Origin of the sequence: Acinetobacter stercoris (genome assembly GCF_900323515.1) — a bacterium.
Lineage (GTDB): Bacteria > Pseudomonadota > Gammaproteobacteria > Pseudomonadales > Moraxellaceae > Acinetobacter > Acinetobacter stercoris.
Map to the genome: position 1 here is coordinate 17,149 of NZ_OOGT01000019.1, position 13,617 is coordinate 30,765.

The following is a 13,617-nucleotide window of genomic DNA, read 5'->3' on the forward strand; positions in this document are numbered from 1 at the left end:
AAATTTCTTGACGATATACTTCGATTTAAACAATCGTTTTCTGTTCATTTGACTCAGGATAGAGTGCGATTCTACGCGCATCTTCTTTCGCATATGTATGTTGTTTGATATCAGTATCTTTAGTGATCATGTCTGCCAGTGCTCGTAATGAGCGGTAGTCACTTTCTTCAGCGAAGACACATTCTTTATCTTCAGCAGCAAGTTTGATCCGCTCCATTAAAACTCTACGCATTCTAACGATTGCCAAATCACCGCTACCTAAAAATTCGCGTGTCCGATCCACAACAGGAATACTTTCCGCGACAGCATAATCTTCAAAAATGACCCCAGGAATACCAGACCAGCTCTTACCTTCTTTCATTGCTTGTCGATCCTGACCATACATAGGCGTACCTTGACGTGATGCAGCAAAATTGTCATCACTTTCATCTGTTGCCATCAAAGCAAAGTCTGGAAGGTTATTATTGATTGGCTGTCTTTCATCCCAGTAAATATACCACTGTAGGCTACGGGTATTGTTTACTGGCACAACAATAATCACAAAACCAGCTTCTTCATCAGTTGTACCGATAAAAGCCGTACCTGGAGCTACATATTCTGTCACTCTTAAGTTATCTAACTCCACATCCGGATTATTTCTTAATGAATAAGAACGTAAACCATATGGACGTGGCTCAAATGTATATTTTGGAGTGTTATTCCCAGCAGTCAGCTGTAAACCATATTGTGGAATACCTTTATTATCGGTGGTATTTGAATGCAACAGGTTAATATGTGCCGAATCAAGTAATGTTTCAACGTTTTGTAACCAGTTTGCTTCATTGTATGAAGCCCTTGGCCTTACATGCTGGTCATCCAAGAGTGTAAAGGCATAGTCGTTAAATTTAGGTGGCTCTCCATCTCCTAAATATACCCAAACAATTCCACCTGCTTCTTTTACAGGAAATCCTTGTCCCTTTACTTTACTGCAAAAAGATTGGTCTTTTTCTGTTGGCATATGCGTACAGTGACCATCAGCATCAAAACTCCAGCCATGAAAAATACAAGTCAAACGATTGTTTTCATTTCGCCCCATAGCCAGTGATACACCACGGTGAGGACATGCTTCGTATAAAAAGCCAACTTTTCCATTATTACCACGGAAAGCCACATATTTTTCACATAAGATTTCAACTTTTTTGGGTGCACCGTCCACTTCCAGAGCTGCACTGCGTAATACAGGTATCCAAAATTTTTTCCAGTATTTATTTAATGCCGTACCTACACTTACATCTGTGATTAATCGGTTTTGCTCATACGTAAGCATGATTTACATCTCCTTTGTCAATTTCATTTCACTATAAATGAGTTTTTAGACCAGTCATCAGAACCACAATCACGAATGATACTTTTTAAAAATGAGATTTTTTACATGGGTTAATTTCGCATAGTAAAACTTTGTTTTATTTTTAAATCATTCATGTTAAATTAATAAAACTAGATCAAGGAAAATGAAGGCACATGGATATCAAAAACTTATCAGGCTTAGAATTACTTACTGCTCTGAAAAATGGTCAAATTTCACCATCTCCTATGTCTTCCACAATTCCCATGACACTTATAGAAGTTGAAAAAGGCTATATTGTTTATGAGGTCTCCCCAGAACAAAGACACATGAATATTCAAGGGGGCATTCATGGTGGATTTTGTGCAACGGCTCTAGACATGGCAACTGGTGGTGCTGCACACACAGTGTTAGAAGCTGGTTATGGTTATGGAACTATTGATTTAAATGTCAAAATGACTCGCCCTTTACAAGTTGGAAAAACCTACAGAGCAGAAGCAAACCTTATTAATGCGGGTAAAAATATTTTGATTACTGAAGGGAAAATTGTAGATGAAAATCAAAAAGTTTATGCCTATGGTTCAGCAACTTTAATGGTCATTCCTAAAAATCGTTAAAAACAGTATTTCTAATATTTATCTCTGCTCAATTAGTTAACCATGAAAAGCTCTGTATATACTCCTACGATTATTTTAATGGCTGTATCTATTGGAATTTGTGCAGGTGGAAATTATTTTAGTCAACCTTTGATTCATTCAATGAGTCTTGATTTAAAACAATCTGAGACAAACATAGCCTTAGTTCCTACTCTTGCACAAGCAGCCTATGCATGTGGTTTACTTTTTTTGATGCCATTAGGTGATATTGTAGAAAAGCGTCGCTTGCTATTTATTATGATGTTACTTGCCGCAAGTGGTTTATTAATCAGTGGATTTTCTTCAAATCTATATATCTTACTCTTTGGTACGGTGATCACCGGACTTTTTTCAAGTTCTGCACAGCTCATGATTCCACTTGCTGCAAGCCTTGCTCCTATTAATAGTAGCGGGCGGATCGTTGGCTTTCTGATTAGCGGGTTAATGCTAGGAATTTTATTAGCTCGCTCTCTGGCTGGTTTACTTTCAAGTCTTTTTTCTTGGCATATTATTTATATTATCTGTGGCGTTATTCTTCTCATCACCACATTTATTTTGTATCGAAATCTAGGGCGATTTCCACCTGAAAAAAATGATCGTTATTTACACACGATGCAAACCCTATGGCAGATTTTTCTCACCAGTAAGCGATTGAGGATTCGAGCATATATCGGTGGCTTAACTTTCGCTGGTATCAGTATCATGTTTACCACAATGTCGCTTTTACTTGCCCCGGAACCTTATCATTTCAGTGATTTTACGATTGGACTTTTTGGTCTGGTTGGTATCATTGGCGCAGTTTTAGCTAATTTTTCAGGAAAATTTATTGATCAGGGTTATACTCATCATATTTCTATACTGTGTGGACTTGGTTTAATTCTAAGCTGGTTTTTATTTGCTTTCACGACCTATCATTTTATTTTTTATATCATCGCCACAGTAACGATTTATTCATCACTTTCTGCAATACATGTAACTAACCAAAGTATAGTTTACAAACTTAGTAATCAAGCCAAATCACGATTTAATGCTATTTATATGACTGGCTATTTTCTTGGTGCATCTCTAGGAACAACAACAGGAATATATGCATGGCGCCATTTTGGCTGGCTAGGAGCTTGCTGTTTAGGTATGTTCTATGCCATTTGTTGTTTAATTTTATGCATTTATGATGCTAAACAAAATCCGGATATAATAAAGTCCATACGGCATGATTAAATGCTTTAGTCATAGTGAATAGATTGTTTTGGTTCATCGCAAAGCATTTGATTAAAAAACTGCCATTAGAGGCAGTTAACATTGCAAATCAGCTTGCAATAAAAATCGTGTTTCCCAATTTTTTAAGAAATGTTAAGTATCGGCTAAGAAATGTGATGATCTAGATCACGATTGCCATTTAGCCCGATTTAAAATCCTACCGATTATTTTAAAACAAAAATCAGCTTTAGCTGATCTCTGTTTTAATGTTATTTACCATATGTAATAAACGCGGTGCTATGTCCTCTTCAAGCTTTTCTCGACTCAAAATAAAACTTGGTCCCCCACAGTTAAAAACCATCAAACCATGCTGTTCATGAAATAATGGTACAGCTACAGAGTTAACGTCTTTATGCCATTCACCCACCGAGAAACAATAGCCAAAATCCTGATAATCTTTAAATGCTTTATCTAAATCTCGACTTATTTTCAACCAATCATCTTTATTCTTTTCACGTATTGCATCAAGTAAAAAAACACGTTCATCTTCAGGCATTGCTGCCAGGCATGCTCGCCCCATCGAACTTAGATGAATAGGTAAATAAGTCCCGACCTGACGACGCATGGTAACATTACCCTTACCTTGTACGACATCAAGATAGATCATGTTCAAACGGTCACGAGCAGCCATCGCCACCGCAGCACCTGCATAATCTGCAAGTTCCTTCATATAAGGATGTGCTATAGAGCGGATAGATACATTCGAAAGCATCGAATAACCAAATGCTAGCACACCAACTGAAAGCTGGAATTTACTTGAGTTCGGAACCTGCTTGATATAACCGAGACGCGATAGAGTATGGGTTAAACGGGTAATCGTTGGTTTTGGAAGTCCCGTCATTTGCGACAGCTCCTGATTACCCAGATGTTGGTATTTAGGTGTAAAACAACGTAGAAGCTCAAGACCTCTCGCTAAAGCAGTAATAAATTGACGGTCATTTTCATCTTGCATATCCTCAATCGGGTGCAATAATTCATGTCTTAAAGGTGCCAATAATTTTTCGGCTTGTTCTGTTTCTGTCAAATCACTCATACTTTTGGCGCCTACAAATTCTTTACAATGTTTCGCATTGCGAAAATTATAATCTATTTATTGTAATTAGAGCAAAAAGAAGCAAACCTAATTGTTTGCTTCTTCATATAATTAAATAATCAAAAAATAGATTATTCAATAATTCCCTTTGCTTTTAATTCACTAATTTTATCTGAAGTGATAACTCTCTGTAAAATTTGATCAGTATGCTGACCTAATTTTGGTGGAGCGTAGCGATATTCAACAGGCGTACGTGACAATTTAATCGGTGAACCAATAACAGTTAAATCTTTGCGATCCGGATGTTGCATTTGAACTAGCATATTACGTTCAATAACCTGTGGATCCTGAAATGCCTGCTCCAAGTTATTGATCATACCAACAGGGACTTTTACTGCATGAATTGCTTTAACCCATTCCTCTGCTGGCTTGGTCGCAAAATGATCAGAAAGCAGACTTGTAATTTCAGTACGATGCTTGATCCGATCAGCATTTCTGGTAAATTTCGGGTCATTTGGTAGATCAGGTAAACCGATCGCATTGCATAACTGGATAAACTGTGTATCATTTCCACATGCGATGATAAAGTCCTGATCCGAACCTTTAAAAACTTGATAAGGGACAATATTGGCATGTGCATTACCATATCTTTTTGGAATATTTCCAGATGCCAGATAATTCATACCCTGATTGGCAAGTGTAGCAATCTGCACATCCAGAAGTGCCATATCTATATACTGTCCCAAGCCAGTAACATGACGATTTAAGAGTGCGGCTTGAATTGCAATAGTTGAATATAAACCAGTAGTTAAATCAGAAAATGCTACGCCTAATTTTTGTGGTCCCCCACCAGGCAAATCATCTTTTTCACCTGTAACGGACATCAACCCTCCCATGCCCTGAATAATAAAATCATAGCCTGGTTCTTCCGCACGTGGCCCTGTTTGACCGAATCCTGTAATAGAACAGTAAACAAGTTGAGGATTGAGTGCGGATAAGGTCTCGTAATCAAGCCCATATTTTTTTAACGACCCTGCCTTGTAGTTTTCAATCACCACATCACAATCTTGTGCCAGAGCCCGAACAAGTTCCTGACCTTCTGGCGATGCAATATCTATCGCTACTGACAACTTGTTGCGGTTAGTTGATTGATAATAGGCTGCTTCATGTGTGTTTTCACCAGCATCATTTTTCATCCACGGTGGCCCCCAAGAACGGGTATCGTCACCACGTTTGGGACGTTCCACCTTAATGACTTCCGCCCCCAAATCTGCCAAGATTTGACCACACCAAGGTCCTGCCAATACTCGACTCAAGTCCAGTACGCGAACACCTTCTAAAGCACCCATATTTTTTCCTAGTTAACAAAACACATGTAAGAACGTGTGTTACACACGTTCAATTACCATTGCCAATCCTTGTCCTACACCAATACAAAGACTGATGACTGCATATTTCTTTTGTTGACGTTGTAATTCACGTGCAACAGTCAGAGCCAAACGTGCACCTGAAGCACCTAGCGGATGTCCCACAGCAATTGCGCCACCATTTGGATTAACACGCGGATCATTAAAATCAACATTTAAACCTTTGAGGCATGACAATACCTGTGAAGCAAAAGCTTCATTAATTTCAATAATATCCATATCATCTAGTGTTAAACCTGCACGTTTTACCGCAAGTTTAATCGCTTCAATCGGTCCTGCACCCATGATGCGAGGCTCGATTCCCATTGCTGCTGAAGATAGGATTTTTGCGATTGGCTTTTTACCGATGATCTTTTCAGCAGCTTCTGAACCAATGATCAACGCAGCTGCACCGTCATTTACACCCGAAGCATTACCAGCAGTGACTACACCACCTTCAAATAAAGGTTTGAGTTTGCTCAGTGATTCTATTTTGCTGTTGGCACGGGGATGTTCATCTTTATTGAACTCAATCGGTGGGAGTTTTTTTCCTTGAGATACACTAATCGGGGTAATCTCATCATCAAAGAAACCCTCTTCCTGAGCTTTCTGGAATTTATGCTGTGATGCCAATGCAAACTCATCAGCCTGTTCACGAGTAATACCAAACTCTACAGCTACGTTGTCGCCTGTTTTTGGCATGGTGTCATCACCAAACTCAGCTTCAATTTTTTTGTTTGGAAAACGTGCACCAATAGTCGAATCAAAAACCTTAATATCTCGACCAAAAGCTTTTTCTGATTTAGCCATAACAAATGGCGCACGTGACATGCTTTCTACACCACCGGCGATGTAAATATCACCCTCTCCACAAGTGATCGCACGTGCAGAATCAATCACTGCTCCTAAACCACTAGCACATAGACGGTTAACTGTTTGAGCAGGTGTTTTTACATCCAGACCAGAAAGAAGAACAGCGTGACGTGCAACATTTCGACTATCTTCACCGGCCTGATTGGTATTGCCTAAAATCACATCATCTACAGCATCTTTAGGAAGATTATTTTTTTCGACTAAAGCCCTAATTACAGCCGCTGCCAGATCATCAGGGCGTACAGTTGCAAGCGTACCTGCATGTTTACCAAAAGCAGATCTCAATCCATCATAAATATAAGCATTTAACATTTTTAGCCTTCCTTAAGCTGTGTGTAAAAGAGATAAATTCAAGTGAGCACGGCGTTGTAGCCACGGACTTGGACGATAACGCGGGTCTAAGGTAATTGCACTCATACGTTCTAATATTAATAAAATACGCTCAGCACCTAGATGATCTCCCCATGAAAGTGGACCAAATGGATAACCCAAACCAAGCTTAACTGCCTGATCAATATCTGATGCTGTAGCGATTTGCTGCTGAGCGATATCACAAGCCAGATTGATGACCATTGCTAGAGTTCGTTGTGCAACAAATCCTACACTTTCAGCAATGACACTGACACCGGTACCATCTTTAGCAAAAATCGCATGTGCCTGATCTTTATAATGTCTGCTAGTCGCTAAAGAAGGCATTAGTGTGCGATGACGGTTAAAGTCTGTAATCATGTCAATAGCAACAACATGTTCTGGATTCAGCCCTAAACGGAGTGCAGTTGTCGTCGCATCTTCACCATAAGTTGCGACTATACATAAACTATCATTGGCTGGATCTTCAGCAGAGTCGAGCTCTATACCTTGTGCATTTAAATATTGCTTTAATATGTCAGCATCCTGTTCCAGATCAGTTGCTACCCAGACTTTATCAAAAATCGTGATATTCGGAACTGATTGCAGAGGTGCTTCATCAATTTTCTTGCCATCAACATACTGATAAAAACCATGCCCAACTTTACGCCCTACTCGACCTGCTGTAAGCATTTGACGAGTTAATGGATGTGGGCGGTAACGTGGCTCTTGATAAAACTGGTTGTAAATGGACTCCATAACAGGATGGGAAACATCCAGTGCTGTCAAATCAAACAGTTCAAGTGGCCCCATTCTAAAGCCAGCACCATCACGCAAAATTCGGTCAATTTCACTAACAGTGGTCACCCCCTCACCCAGAATTTTTAAACCTTCTGTACTGTAAGCACGCCCTGTATGGTTGACAATAAAGCCTGGAGTATCTTTGGTTCTCACTCCCAAATGACCAATTCTTTTGGCAAAATCGAGTAATTCTTCAATAACATGTTCATCTGTTACTAGACCAGCGATTACTTCTACGATTTTCATCAAGGGAACTGGGTTAAAAAAATGAAAACCTGCAACACGACCTTGATGCTGACAGGCAGTAGCCAATGCTGTGACTGATAATGAAGAAGTATTTGAGACAAGAATGGCTTCTGGTGAAATGACAGCTTCTATCTGTTTAAAAAGCGTCTGTTTTATTTCCAGATTTTCAATAATTGCTTCTACAACCAGATCAGCATCTTTAATCTGTTCCAGTTTATCCAGCACAACTAAACGCTCTAACGTTGCCTTGACATCATCTTCTGTCAATTTACCTTTAGCCTGGAGTTTGTCCAGCGTCTGTTTTAACTTTTCCTTGCCTGTATGTGCTGCTCCATCACGAGCATCAAATAACAGTACATTTACACCAGCCTGTGCTGCAATTTGGGCAATTCCCATGCCCATTACACCAGTACCGACAAGCGCCATTGTTTGAATTGACATATTCATTCTCCTGCTATGCTCTATTATTTACCGGTGTAATTTGGTTTACGCTTTTCAAAAAAGGCATTCACACCTTCTTTTTGATCTTTTGTATCAAATAAAATCTGGAATGCTTTACGCTCTAATGTCAAAGCACTTTGAAGTGGCATATCTTGTCCAAGACTGGTAACTTCTTTGATTTGCTGAACAGCAATAGGTGATAAAGCCGCAATTGTTTCGGCAATTTCTAATGCATGTGCAATTGTTTTATCATCATCGACAACTTCAGAAACCAATCCCATTTGTTTCGCTTCATTGGCTTCAATCATTTTTCCAGTCAACACCATCAACATGGTTTGGAATTTCCCAATAGCACGTAATAGACGCTGGGTTCCACCAGCACCTGGCATTAGTCCCAGCTTGACTTCAGGTTGACCAAATTTAGCTGATATACCTGCAACAATGATATCTGCATGCATGGCAAGCTCACAGCCACCACCAAGTGCATACCCATTCACAGCAGCAATAATTGGTTTAGGACAGTCAACAATACTCTGCCAGTATTGTTCTGTATGACGTAAATACATATCGATAGTCGTTGCTGTCGTAAAATCCTTAATGTCAGCACCCGCAGCGAAAACCTTCTCACCACCTGTTAATACGATTGCCCGGACATCGTCAGATTTGGATAATTGCTGAAATGTCTCGGATAAAGCCTGGCGTAATTCAAGATTAAGTGCATTCCTTGCCTCTGGGCGGTGAATTTCTACGATTGCAACACCGTTTTCTTTTATCTCTAAATGCAATACCTGATTGTTTTCCATAATCTTCTCATTTCGCATAGCGGTATATTTAAATCAATATACATGATTTTTAGCAAAAACCAAGTGAAATTTTACTCATACTAAAGGATGATTTTTTTAATTAGATTTAAATAATCAAAAATAATCAAACACATAGAATAAAAACACCAACACAACTAAATATCGCTGTGCGGTATTTATTTTTAAAAGTATTGTTTTGCATTTTTTTTTTGATTAGTATCCATTTAAATTTGAACAGATCAGCATTGCAAAACTTATAAAGCGTGTAAGCCAATGCCTTTGTTGCTGTAGAAATCCTCACAAGGAGTAAAAAATGATTCGTGATCAGGAAACCTTAGACCAATTGGTCGATATGATTCGTCAGTTTGTGGAAGGTGTACTCATTCCACATGAAAATGAAGTTGCAGAAACAGATGAAATTCCTGCAGAAATCGTACAGCAAATGAAAGAGCTAGGTCTTTTTGGTTTGACCATTCCAGAGCAATATGAAGGCTTGGGTCTAACCATGGAAGAAGAGGTTTATATCGCTTTTGAGCTTGGTCGTACTTCTCCTGCCTTTCGTTCATTGATTGGAACAAATAACGGTATCGGTTCAAGTGGCATCATTATTGATGGTACTGAAGAACAAAAACAATATTTCTTACCACGTTTAGCTCGTGGTGAAATCATTGGTTCATTTTGCTTAACTGAACCTAACTCTGGCTCAGATGCAGCATCATTAAAAACAACAGCTGTCAAGGATGGTGATTTTTACATTCTAAATGGTACTAAACGTTTTATCACCAATGCACCACATGCTGGAGCTTTTACGGTTATGGCACGTACCAATCCAGATATTAAGGGCTCTGGTGGTATTTCAGCATTTATTGTTGATAGCAAAACACCTGGTATTTCATTAGGTAAACGCGACAAAAAAATGGGACAAAAAGGTGCACATACATGTGATGTCATTTTTGAGAACTGTAAAGTCCCTGCTTCAGCCTTGATTGGTGGCGTAGAAGGTGTCGGCTTTAAAACCGCAATGAAAGTACTGGATAAAGGTCGTATTCACATCGCTGCACTTAGTGTAGGTGCTGCCACACGCATGCTGGATGACGCCCTTCATTATGCAGTAGAACGCAAACAATTTGGACAAGCGATTGCCAATTTCCAACTTATTCAAGGCATGCTCGCAGACTCTAAAGCCGAGATTTATGCAGCCAAATGCATGGTGGTTGACGCAGCACAAAAACGTGATGCGGGCAAAAATGTCAGTACAGAAGCATCATGCGCAAAAATGTTTGCCACAGAAATGTGTGGGCGTGTAGCTGATCGCTGCGTACAGATCCATGGTGGTGCTGGATACATCAGTGAGTATTCAATTGAACGTTTCTACCGCGATGTTCGTTTGTTCCGTTTATATGAAGGTACAACACAGATTCAACAAGTAATCATTGCTCGCAATATGATTCGCGAGATCTCTCAATAACCCGATAACTCTTTAAGGAATTTAGATTTTTCATATGATCTTCTCGGGGGAAATACATAGAACATCATGTGGAAAATCTTAAAGAGTTTATTTTTTATCAAGTGGTAATGGAATATGGCTGTAACTCAAATAAAAGCAATATCACCAAATACATGGAAAATTGCATTCTTTTTCGCATTTCTTGCCTTATTGGTCGATGGCGCAGATTTAATGTTGCTCTCTTATAGCTTAAACAGCATTAAAGCCGAATTTGGCTTAACTTCTGTTGAAGCGGGGATGCTTGGTAGTTTTACCCTTGCCGGTATGGCAATTGGTGGAATTTTTGGTGGCTGGGCATGCGATAAATTCGGTCGAGTCCGCATTGTTGTAGTCTCAATTTTAACATTTTCAATTCTAACCTGTGGTTTAGGTTTTACCCACAGCTTTATGGAATTTGGTGTTTTACGTTTCTTTGCCTCATTAGGTTTAGGTTCTCTTTATATTGCCTGTAACACCTTAATGGCTGAATACGTTCCAACAAAATATCGTACTACTGTACTCGGTACATTACAGGCTGGGTGGACAGTTGGTTATATTGTTGCAACATTACTTGCAGGCTGGCTCATTCCTGACCATGGCTGGAGAATGTTGTTCTATGTTGCAGCACTTCCAATTATCATGGCAATACTCATGCACTTTATGGTTCCTGAACCAGAAGCATGGAAAAATGCTCATTTAAATAAACCTACTGAAACTACAGTAAAAAAAGAATCTGCATTCAAGCTCATTTTTCAAGATAAACGTAATCGTAATATGTTTATTCTCTGGGCATTAACGGCTGGTTTCTTACAATTCGGTTATTATGGTGTAAATAACTGGATGCCTTCTTACCTGGAAAGTGAACTTGGTATGAAGTTTAAAGAAATGACCGCGTATATGGTCGGTACTTATACCGCAATGATTTTAGGTAAAATCCTTGCAGGCTATATGGCTGATAAATTAGGTCGCCGTTTTACCTATGCATTCGGTGCTATTGGTACTGCAATATTTCTTCCTTTAATTGTATTCTATAACTCGCCTGAAAATATTTTATATCTTCTAGTGATTTTTGGTTTCTTGTATGGCGTACCTTACGGTGTTAATGCAACATACATGACAGAAAGTTTCCCAACATCTATTCGCGGTACAGCTATCGGTGGTGCATATAATATTGGTCGTTTAGGCGCCGCTGTTGCACCAGCAACTATTGGTTTTCTAGCCTCTGGTGGTTCTATTGGTCTAGGTTTTGTCGTAATGGGTGCAGCTTACCTTATATGTGGTGTAATTCCTGCATTATTCATTAAAGAAAAAATGTATGACCCACAAAAATCAGATTAATTGATCAAACAAAAAGAAGCCTCAGTTAAAACTGAGGCTGCTTTTTACTAATGTGGAAATTTAATACCACATTTCACGCATTCTGCGACATTTAAATGTTGAGTTTCATATCGAATGAAATCATGTTGGCAGAATAGTTGTTTAAATGTCTTAAACATATTACATACCTTCTATTCTTTCAGACTAAAATTGCTCTAAAAACAGAAAAAATTTAAAAAATAAAGTTTTCCATCTTTTCCTGAATGCTGTAAATCAATATAACGATAAGGTTGCTCAAGTATCGCACTTCAGTAGAAACAACCTTAGCATTAATAAAAAATAAGTCAAATTTCAAAAACTTAAACACATCAAAACATACAATTCAGATACTTTGTGCAATATTTTCTACCATCAATTTTAACCGTGGTGCTACATCATCAACTAATTTTTCTTGTGTCAAATGAAAGCTTGGTCCACCGCAGTTAAATGACATTAATCCATGTTTTTGATGTAAAAGTGGCACTGCGACAGAATTCACATCTTTATGCCATTCATTCATGGATAGACAATAACCATTTTCTTCATAACATCGAAAAGCCTCTTCTAAAGAAACTTTTATTTTTGGCCAGTTCTCAACATTTCTTTCTTTAATCGCATCTAATAAAAAATCACGTTCATAATCAGGCATTACAGCCAAACAAGCTTTACCTATAGCAGTAAGATGAATAGGAAGTTGTGAACCAATATGGCGACGCATCGTCACATGAGATTTACCAGGGACAACATCCAGATACACCATATTTAGGCGATCTCGACTCGCCATAGCAATTGCCGATTCAGTATATTCAGCCAACTCTTCCATAAGTGGATGAGCAATTGCACGAATAGATAAATTGGCAAGCATCTCATATCCTAATGTCAAGACTCCTGTATGTAATTGATATTTTGTTGAATTTGGTACCTGTATCAAATACCCTAATCGCACAAGTGTATGTGTTAAACGTGTTACCGTCGCTTTAGGAAGTCCAGTCATATTTGATAAATCCAGATTTCCAAGCACTTCTCTACGCCCAGAAAAACAGCGTAAAAGCTCCAGGCCACGTGCTAAAGCCGTTACAAAATGTCGATCGTCATCTTCTTTGAGATCAAGCATTGGTTCTAATAATGTTTTTTTGAAATTATCAGCAATCTTTTGTTCCAAATCTGCATTGGTAGAAAGGACTTTTTGTTTAACCATTGCTGCTCCATAAATAAAAGAATCTCTTTTGCAGTTAATTTAACATTAATTTTAGTTTTTTTCTTTATAATTCCATTATTATTATATATCATATCGCTAAGCGAAATTAACTTCTGTAAATGAAAAAATTATGGACAATATAGAACGTGAATCGATGGAGTTTGACGTAGTGATCGTAGGCGCTGGCCCTGCTGGTCTTTCTGCCGCGATTAAAATTCGTCAATTAGCAATTGAAAACAACCTGCCAGATTTATCTGTTTGTGTCGTTGAAAAAGGCTCCGAAGTTGGTGCGCATATCCTTTCCGGTGCTGTACTTGAACCGCGTGCAATCAACGAACTTTTCCCTAACTGGAAAGAAGAAGGCGCTCCTTTAAACGTTCCTGTGACTGAAGACAGAACCTTCTTTACCC

12 protein-coding genes are annotated in these 13,617 nt (G+C 38.7%); 5 read left to right on the forward strand and 7 right to left on the reverse strand.

Annotation, left to right across the window (positions count from 1 at the left end; genetic code table 11):
• Window positions 1-25: 25 nt before the first annotated feature.
• Window positions 26-1,306 (reverse strand): Rieske 2Fe-2S domain-containing protein, encoded by a 1,281-nt coding sequence (locus tag KPC_RS03525; RefSeq protein ID WP_121973034.1) that lies wholly within the window; start codon window positions 1,304-1,306, stop codon window positions 26-28.
• 194 nt (window positions 1,307-1,500) lie between these two features.
• Here KPC_RS03525 and KPC_RS03530 point away from each other — a divergent pair, with 194 nt between their 5' ends.
• Window positions 1,501-1,941 (forward strand): PaaI family thioesterase, encoded by a 441-nt coding sequence (locus KPC_RS03530; protein WP_121973035.1) that lies wholly within the window; start codon window positions 1,501-1,503, stop codon window positions 1,939-1,941.
• A gap of 42 nt (window positions 1,942-1,983) precedes the next feature.
• Entirely contained in the window at window positions 1,984-3,177 is a 1,194-nt protein-coding gene (locus KPC_RS03535; RefSeq protein ID WP_121973036.1) for an MFS transporter, read from the forward strand.
• A 226-nt stretch (window positions 3,178-3,403) separates the two neighbouring features.
• Here the strand turns inward: KPC_RS03535 and KPC_RS03540 are convergent, their stop codons facing one another.
• The 5 genes from KPC_RS03540 to KPC_RS03560 all read right to left on the reverse strand — a co-directional run bounded on the left by KPC_RS03540 (window position 3,404) and on the right by KPC_RS03560 (window position 9,167).
• Window positions 3,404-4,249, reverse strand: a complete 846-nt coding sequence (locus KPC_RS03540) for an IclR family transcriptional regulator (protein WP_121973037.1) — start codon at window positions 4,247-4,249, stop codon at window positions 3,404-3,406.
• A 131-nt stretch (window positions 4,250-4,380) separates the two neighbouring features.
• Entirely contained in the window at window positions 4,381-5,598 is a 1,218-nt protein-coding gene (locus KPC_RS03545; RefSeq protein WP_121973038.1) for a CaiB/BaiF CoA transferase family protein, read from the reverse strand.
• A 39-nt stretch (window positions 5,599-5,637) separates the two neighbouring features.
• The gene (locus tag KPC_RS03550) at window positions 5,638-6,840 is read right to left on the reverse strand and encodes a 3-oxoadipyl-CoA thiolase (RefSeq protein ID WP_121973039.1); all 1,203 of its coding nucleotides are present in this window, start codon (window positions 6,838-6,840) and stop codon (window positions 5,638-5,640) included.
• A gap of 12 nt (window positions 6,841-6,852) precedes the next feature.
• The gene (locus KPC_RS03555; RefSeq protein ID WP_121973040.1) at window positions 6,853-8,364 is read right to left on the reverse strand and encodes a 3-hydroxyacyl-CoA dehydrogenase; all 1,512 of its coding nucleotides are present in this window, start codon (window positions 8,362-8,364) and stop codon (window positions 6,853-6,855) included.
• A 23-nt stretch (window positions 8,365-8,387) separates the two neighbouring features.
• Window positions 8,388-9,167 (reverse strand): enoyl-CoA hydratase, encoded by a 780-nt coding sequence (locus tag KPC_RS03560; protein ID WP_121973041.1) that lies wholly within the window; start codon window positions 9,165-9,167, stop codon window positions 8,388-8,390.
• A gap of 313 nt (window positions 9,168-9,480) precedes the next feature.
• On the opposite strand from KPC_RS03560, the gene KPC_RS03565 reads away from it, so the two are divergent.
• Both KPC_RS03565 and KPC_RS03570 read left to right on the forward strand, forming a co-directional pair.
• The gene (locus KPC_RS03565) at window positions 9,481-10,635 is read left to right on the forward strand and encodes an acyl-CoA dehydrogenase family protein (protein ID WP_121973042.1); all 1,155 of its coding nucleotides are present in this window, start codon (window positions 9,481-9,483) and stop codon (window positions 10,633-10,635) included.
• 114 nt (window positions 10,636-10,749) lie between these two features.
• A complete protein-coding gene (locus tag KPC_RS03570; RefSeq protein WP_121973043.1) occupies window positions 10,750-11,991 on the forward strand; it encodes an MFS transporter in 1,242 nt (413 codons plus the stop codon).
• A gap of 361 nt (window positions 11,992-12,352) precedes the next feature.
• On the opposite strand, the gene KPC_RS03575 is transcribed toward KPC_RS03570, so the two are convergent.
• Window positions 12,353-13,207: an IclR family transcriptional regulator gene (locus tag KPC_RS03575; RefSeq protein WP_121973044.1), complete on the reverse strand. Its 855-nt coding sequence runs from the start codon at window positions 13,205-13,207 to the stop codon at window positions 12,353-12,355.
• A 130-nt stretch (window positions 13,208-13,337) separates the two neighbouring features.
• Here KPC_RS03575 and KPC_RS03580 point away from each other — a divergent pair.
• Window positions 13,338-13,617: NAD(P)/FAD-dependent oxidoreductase (locus KPC_RS03580; RefSeq protein ID WP_121973045.1), on the forward strand; the 280-nt coding region annotated here is incomplete at its 3' end.

Excerpts from the sequence above, each read along its gene's own strand:
- KPC_RS03525 (WP_121973034.1), bottom strand. The coding sequence starts at position 1,306 with ATGCTTACGTATGAGCAAAACCGATTAATCACAGATGTAAGTGTAGGT.
- KPC_RS03530 (WP_121973035.1), top strand. The coding sequence starts at position 1,501 with ATGGATATCAAAAACTTATCAGGCTTAGAATTACTTACTGCTCTGAAA.
- KPC_RS03535 (WP_121973036.1), top strand. The coding sequence starts at position 1,984 with ATGAAAAGCTCTGTATATACTCCTACGATTATTTTAATGGCTGTATCT.
- KPC_RS03540 (WP_121973037.1), bottom strand. The coding sequence starts at position 4,249 with ATGAGTGATTTGACAGAAACAGAACAAGCCGAAAAATTATTGGCACCT.
- KPC_RS03545 (WP_121973038.1), bottom strand. The coding sequence starts at position 5,598 with ATGGGTGCTTTAGAAGGTGTTCGCGTACTGGACTTGAGTCGAGTATTG.
- KPC_RS03550 (WP_121973039.1), bottom strand. The coding sequence starts at position 6,840 with ATGTTAAATGCTTATATTTATGATGGATTGAGATCTGCTTTTGGTAAA.
- KPC_RS03555 (WP_121973040.1), bottom strand. The coding sequence starts at position 8,364 with ATGTCAATTCAAACAATGGCGCTTGTCGGTACTGGTGTAATGGGCATG.
- KPC_RS03560 (WP_121973041.1), bottom strand. The coding sequence starts at position 9,167 with ATGGAAAACAATCAGGTATTGCATTTAGAGATAAAAGAAAACGGTGTT.
- KPC_RS03565 (WP_121973042.1), top strand. The coding sequence starts at position 9,481 with ATGATTCGTGATCAGGAAACCTTAGACCAATTGGTCGATATGATTCGT.
- KPC_RS03570 (WP_121973043.1), top strand. The coding sequence starts at position 10,750 with ATGGCTGTAACTCAAATAAAAGCAATATCACCAAATACATGGAAAATT.
- KPC_RS03575 (WP_121973044.1), bottom strand. The coding sequence starts at position 13,207 with ATGGTTAAACAAAAAGTCCTTTCTACCAATGCAGATTTGGAACAAAAG.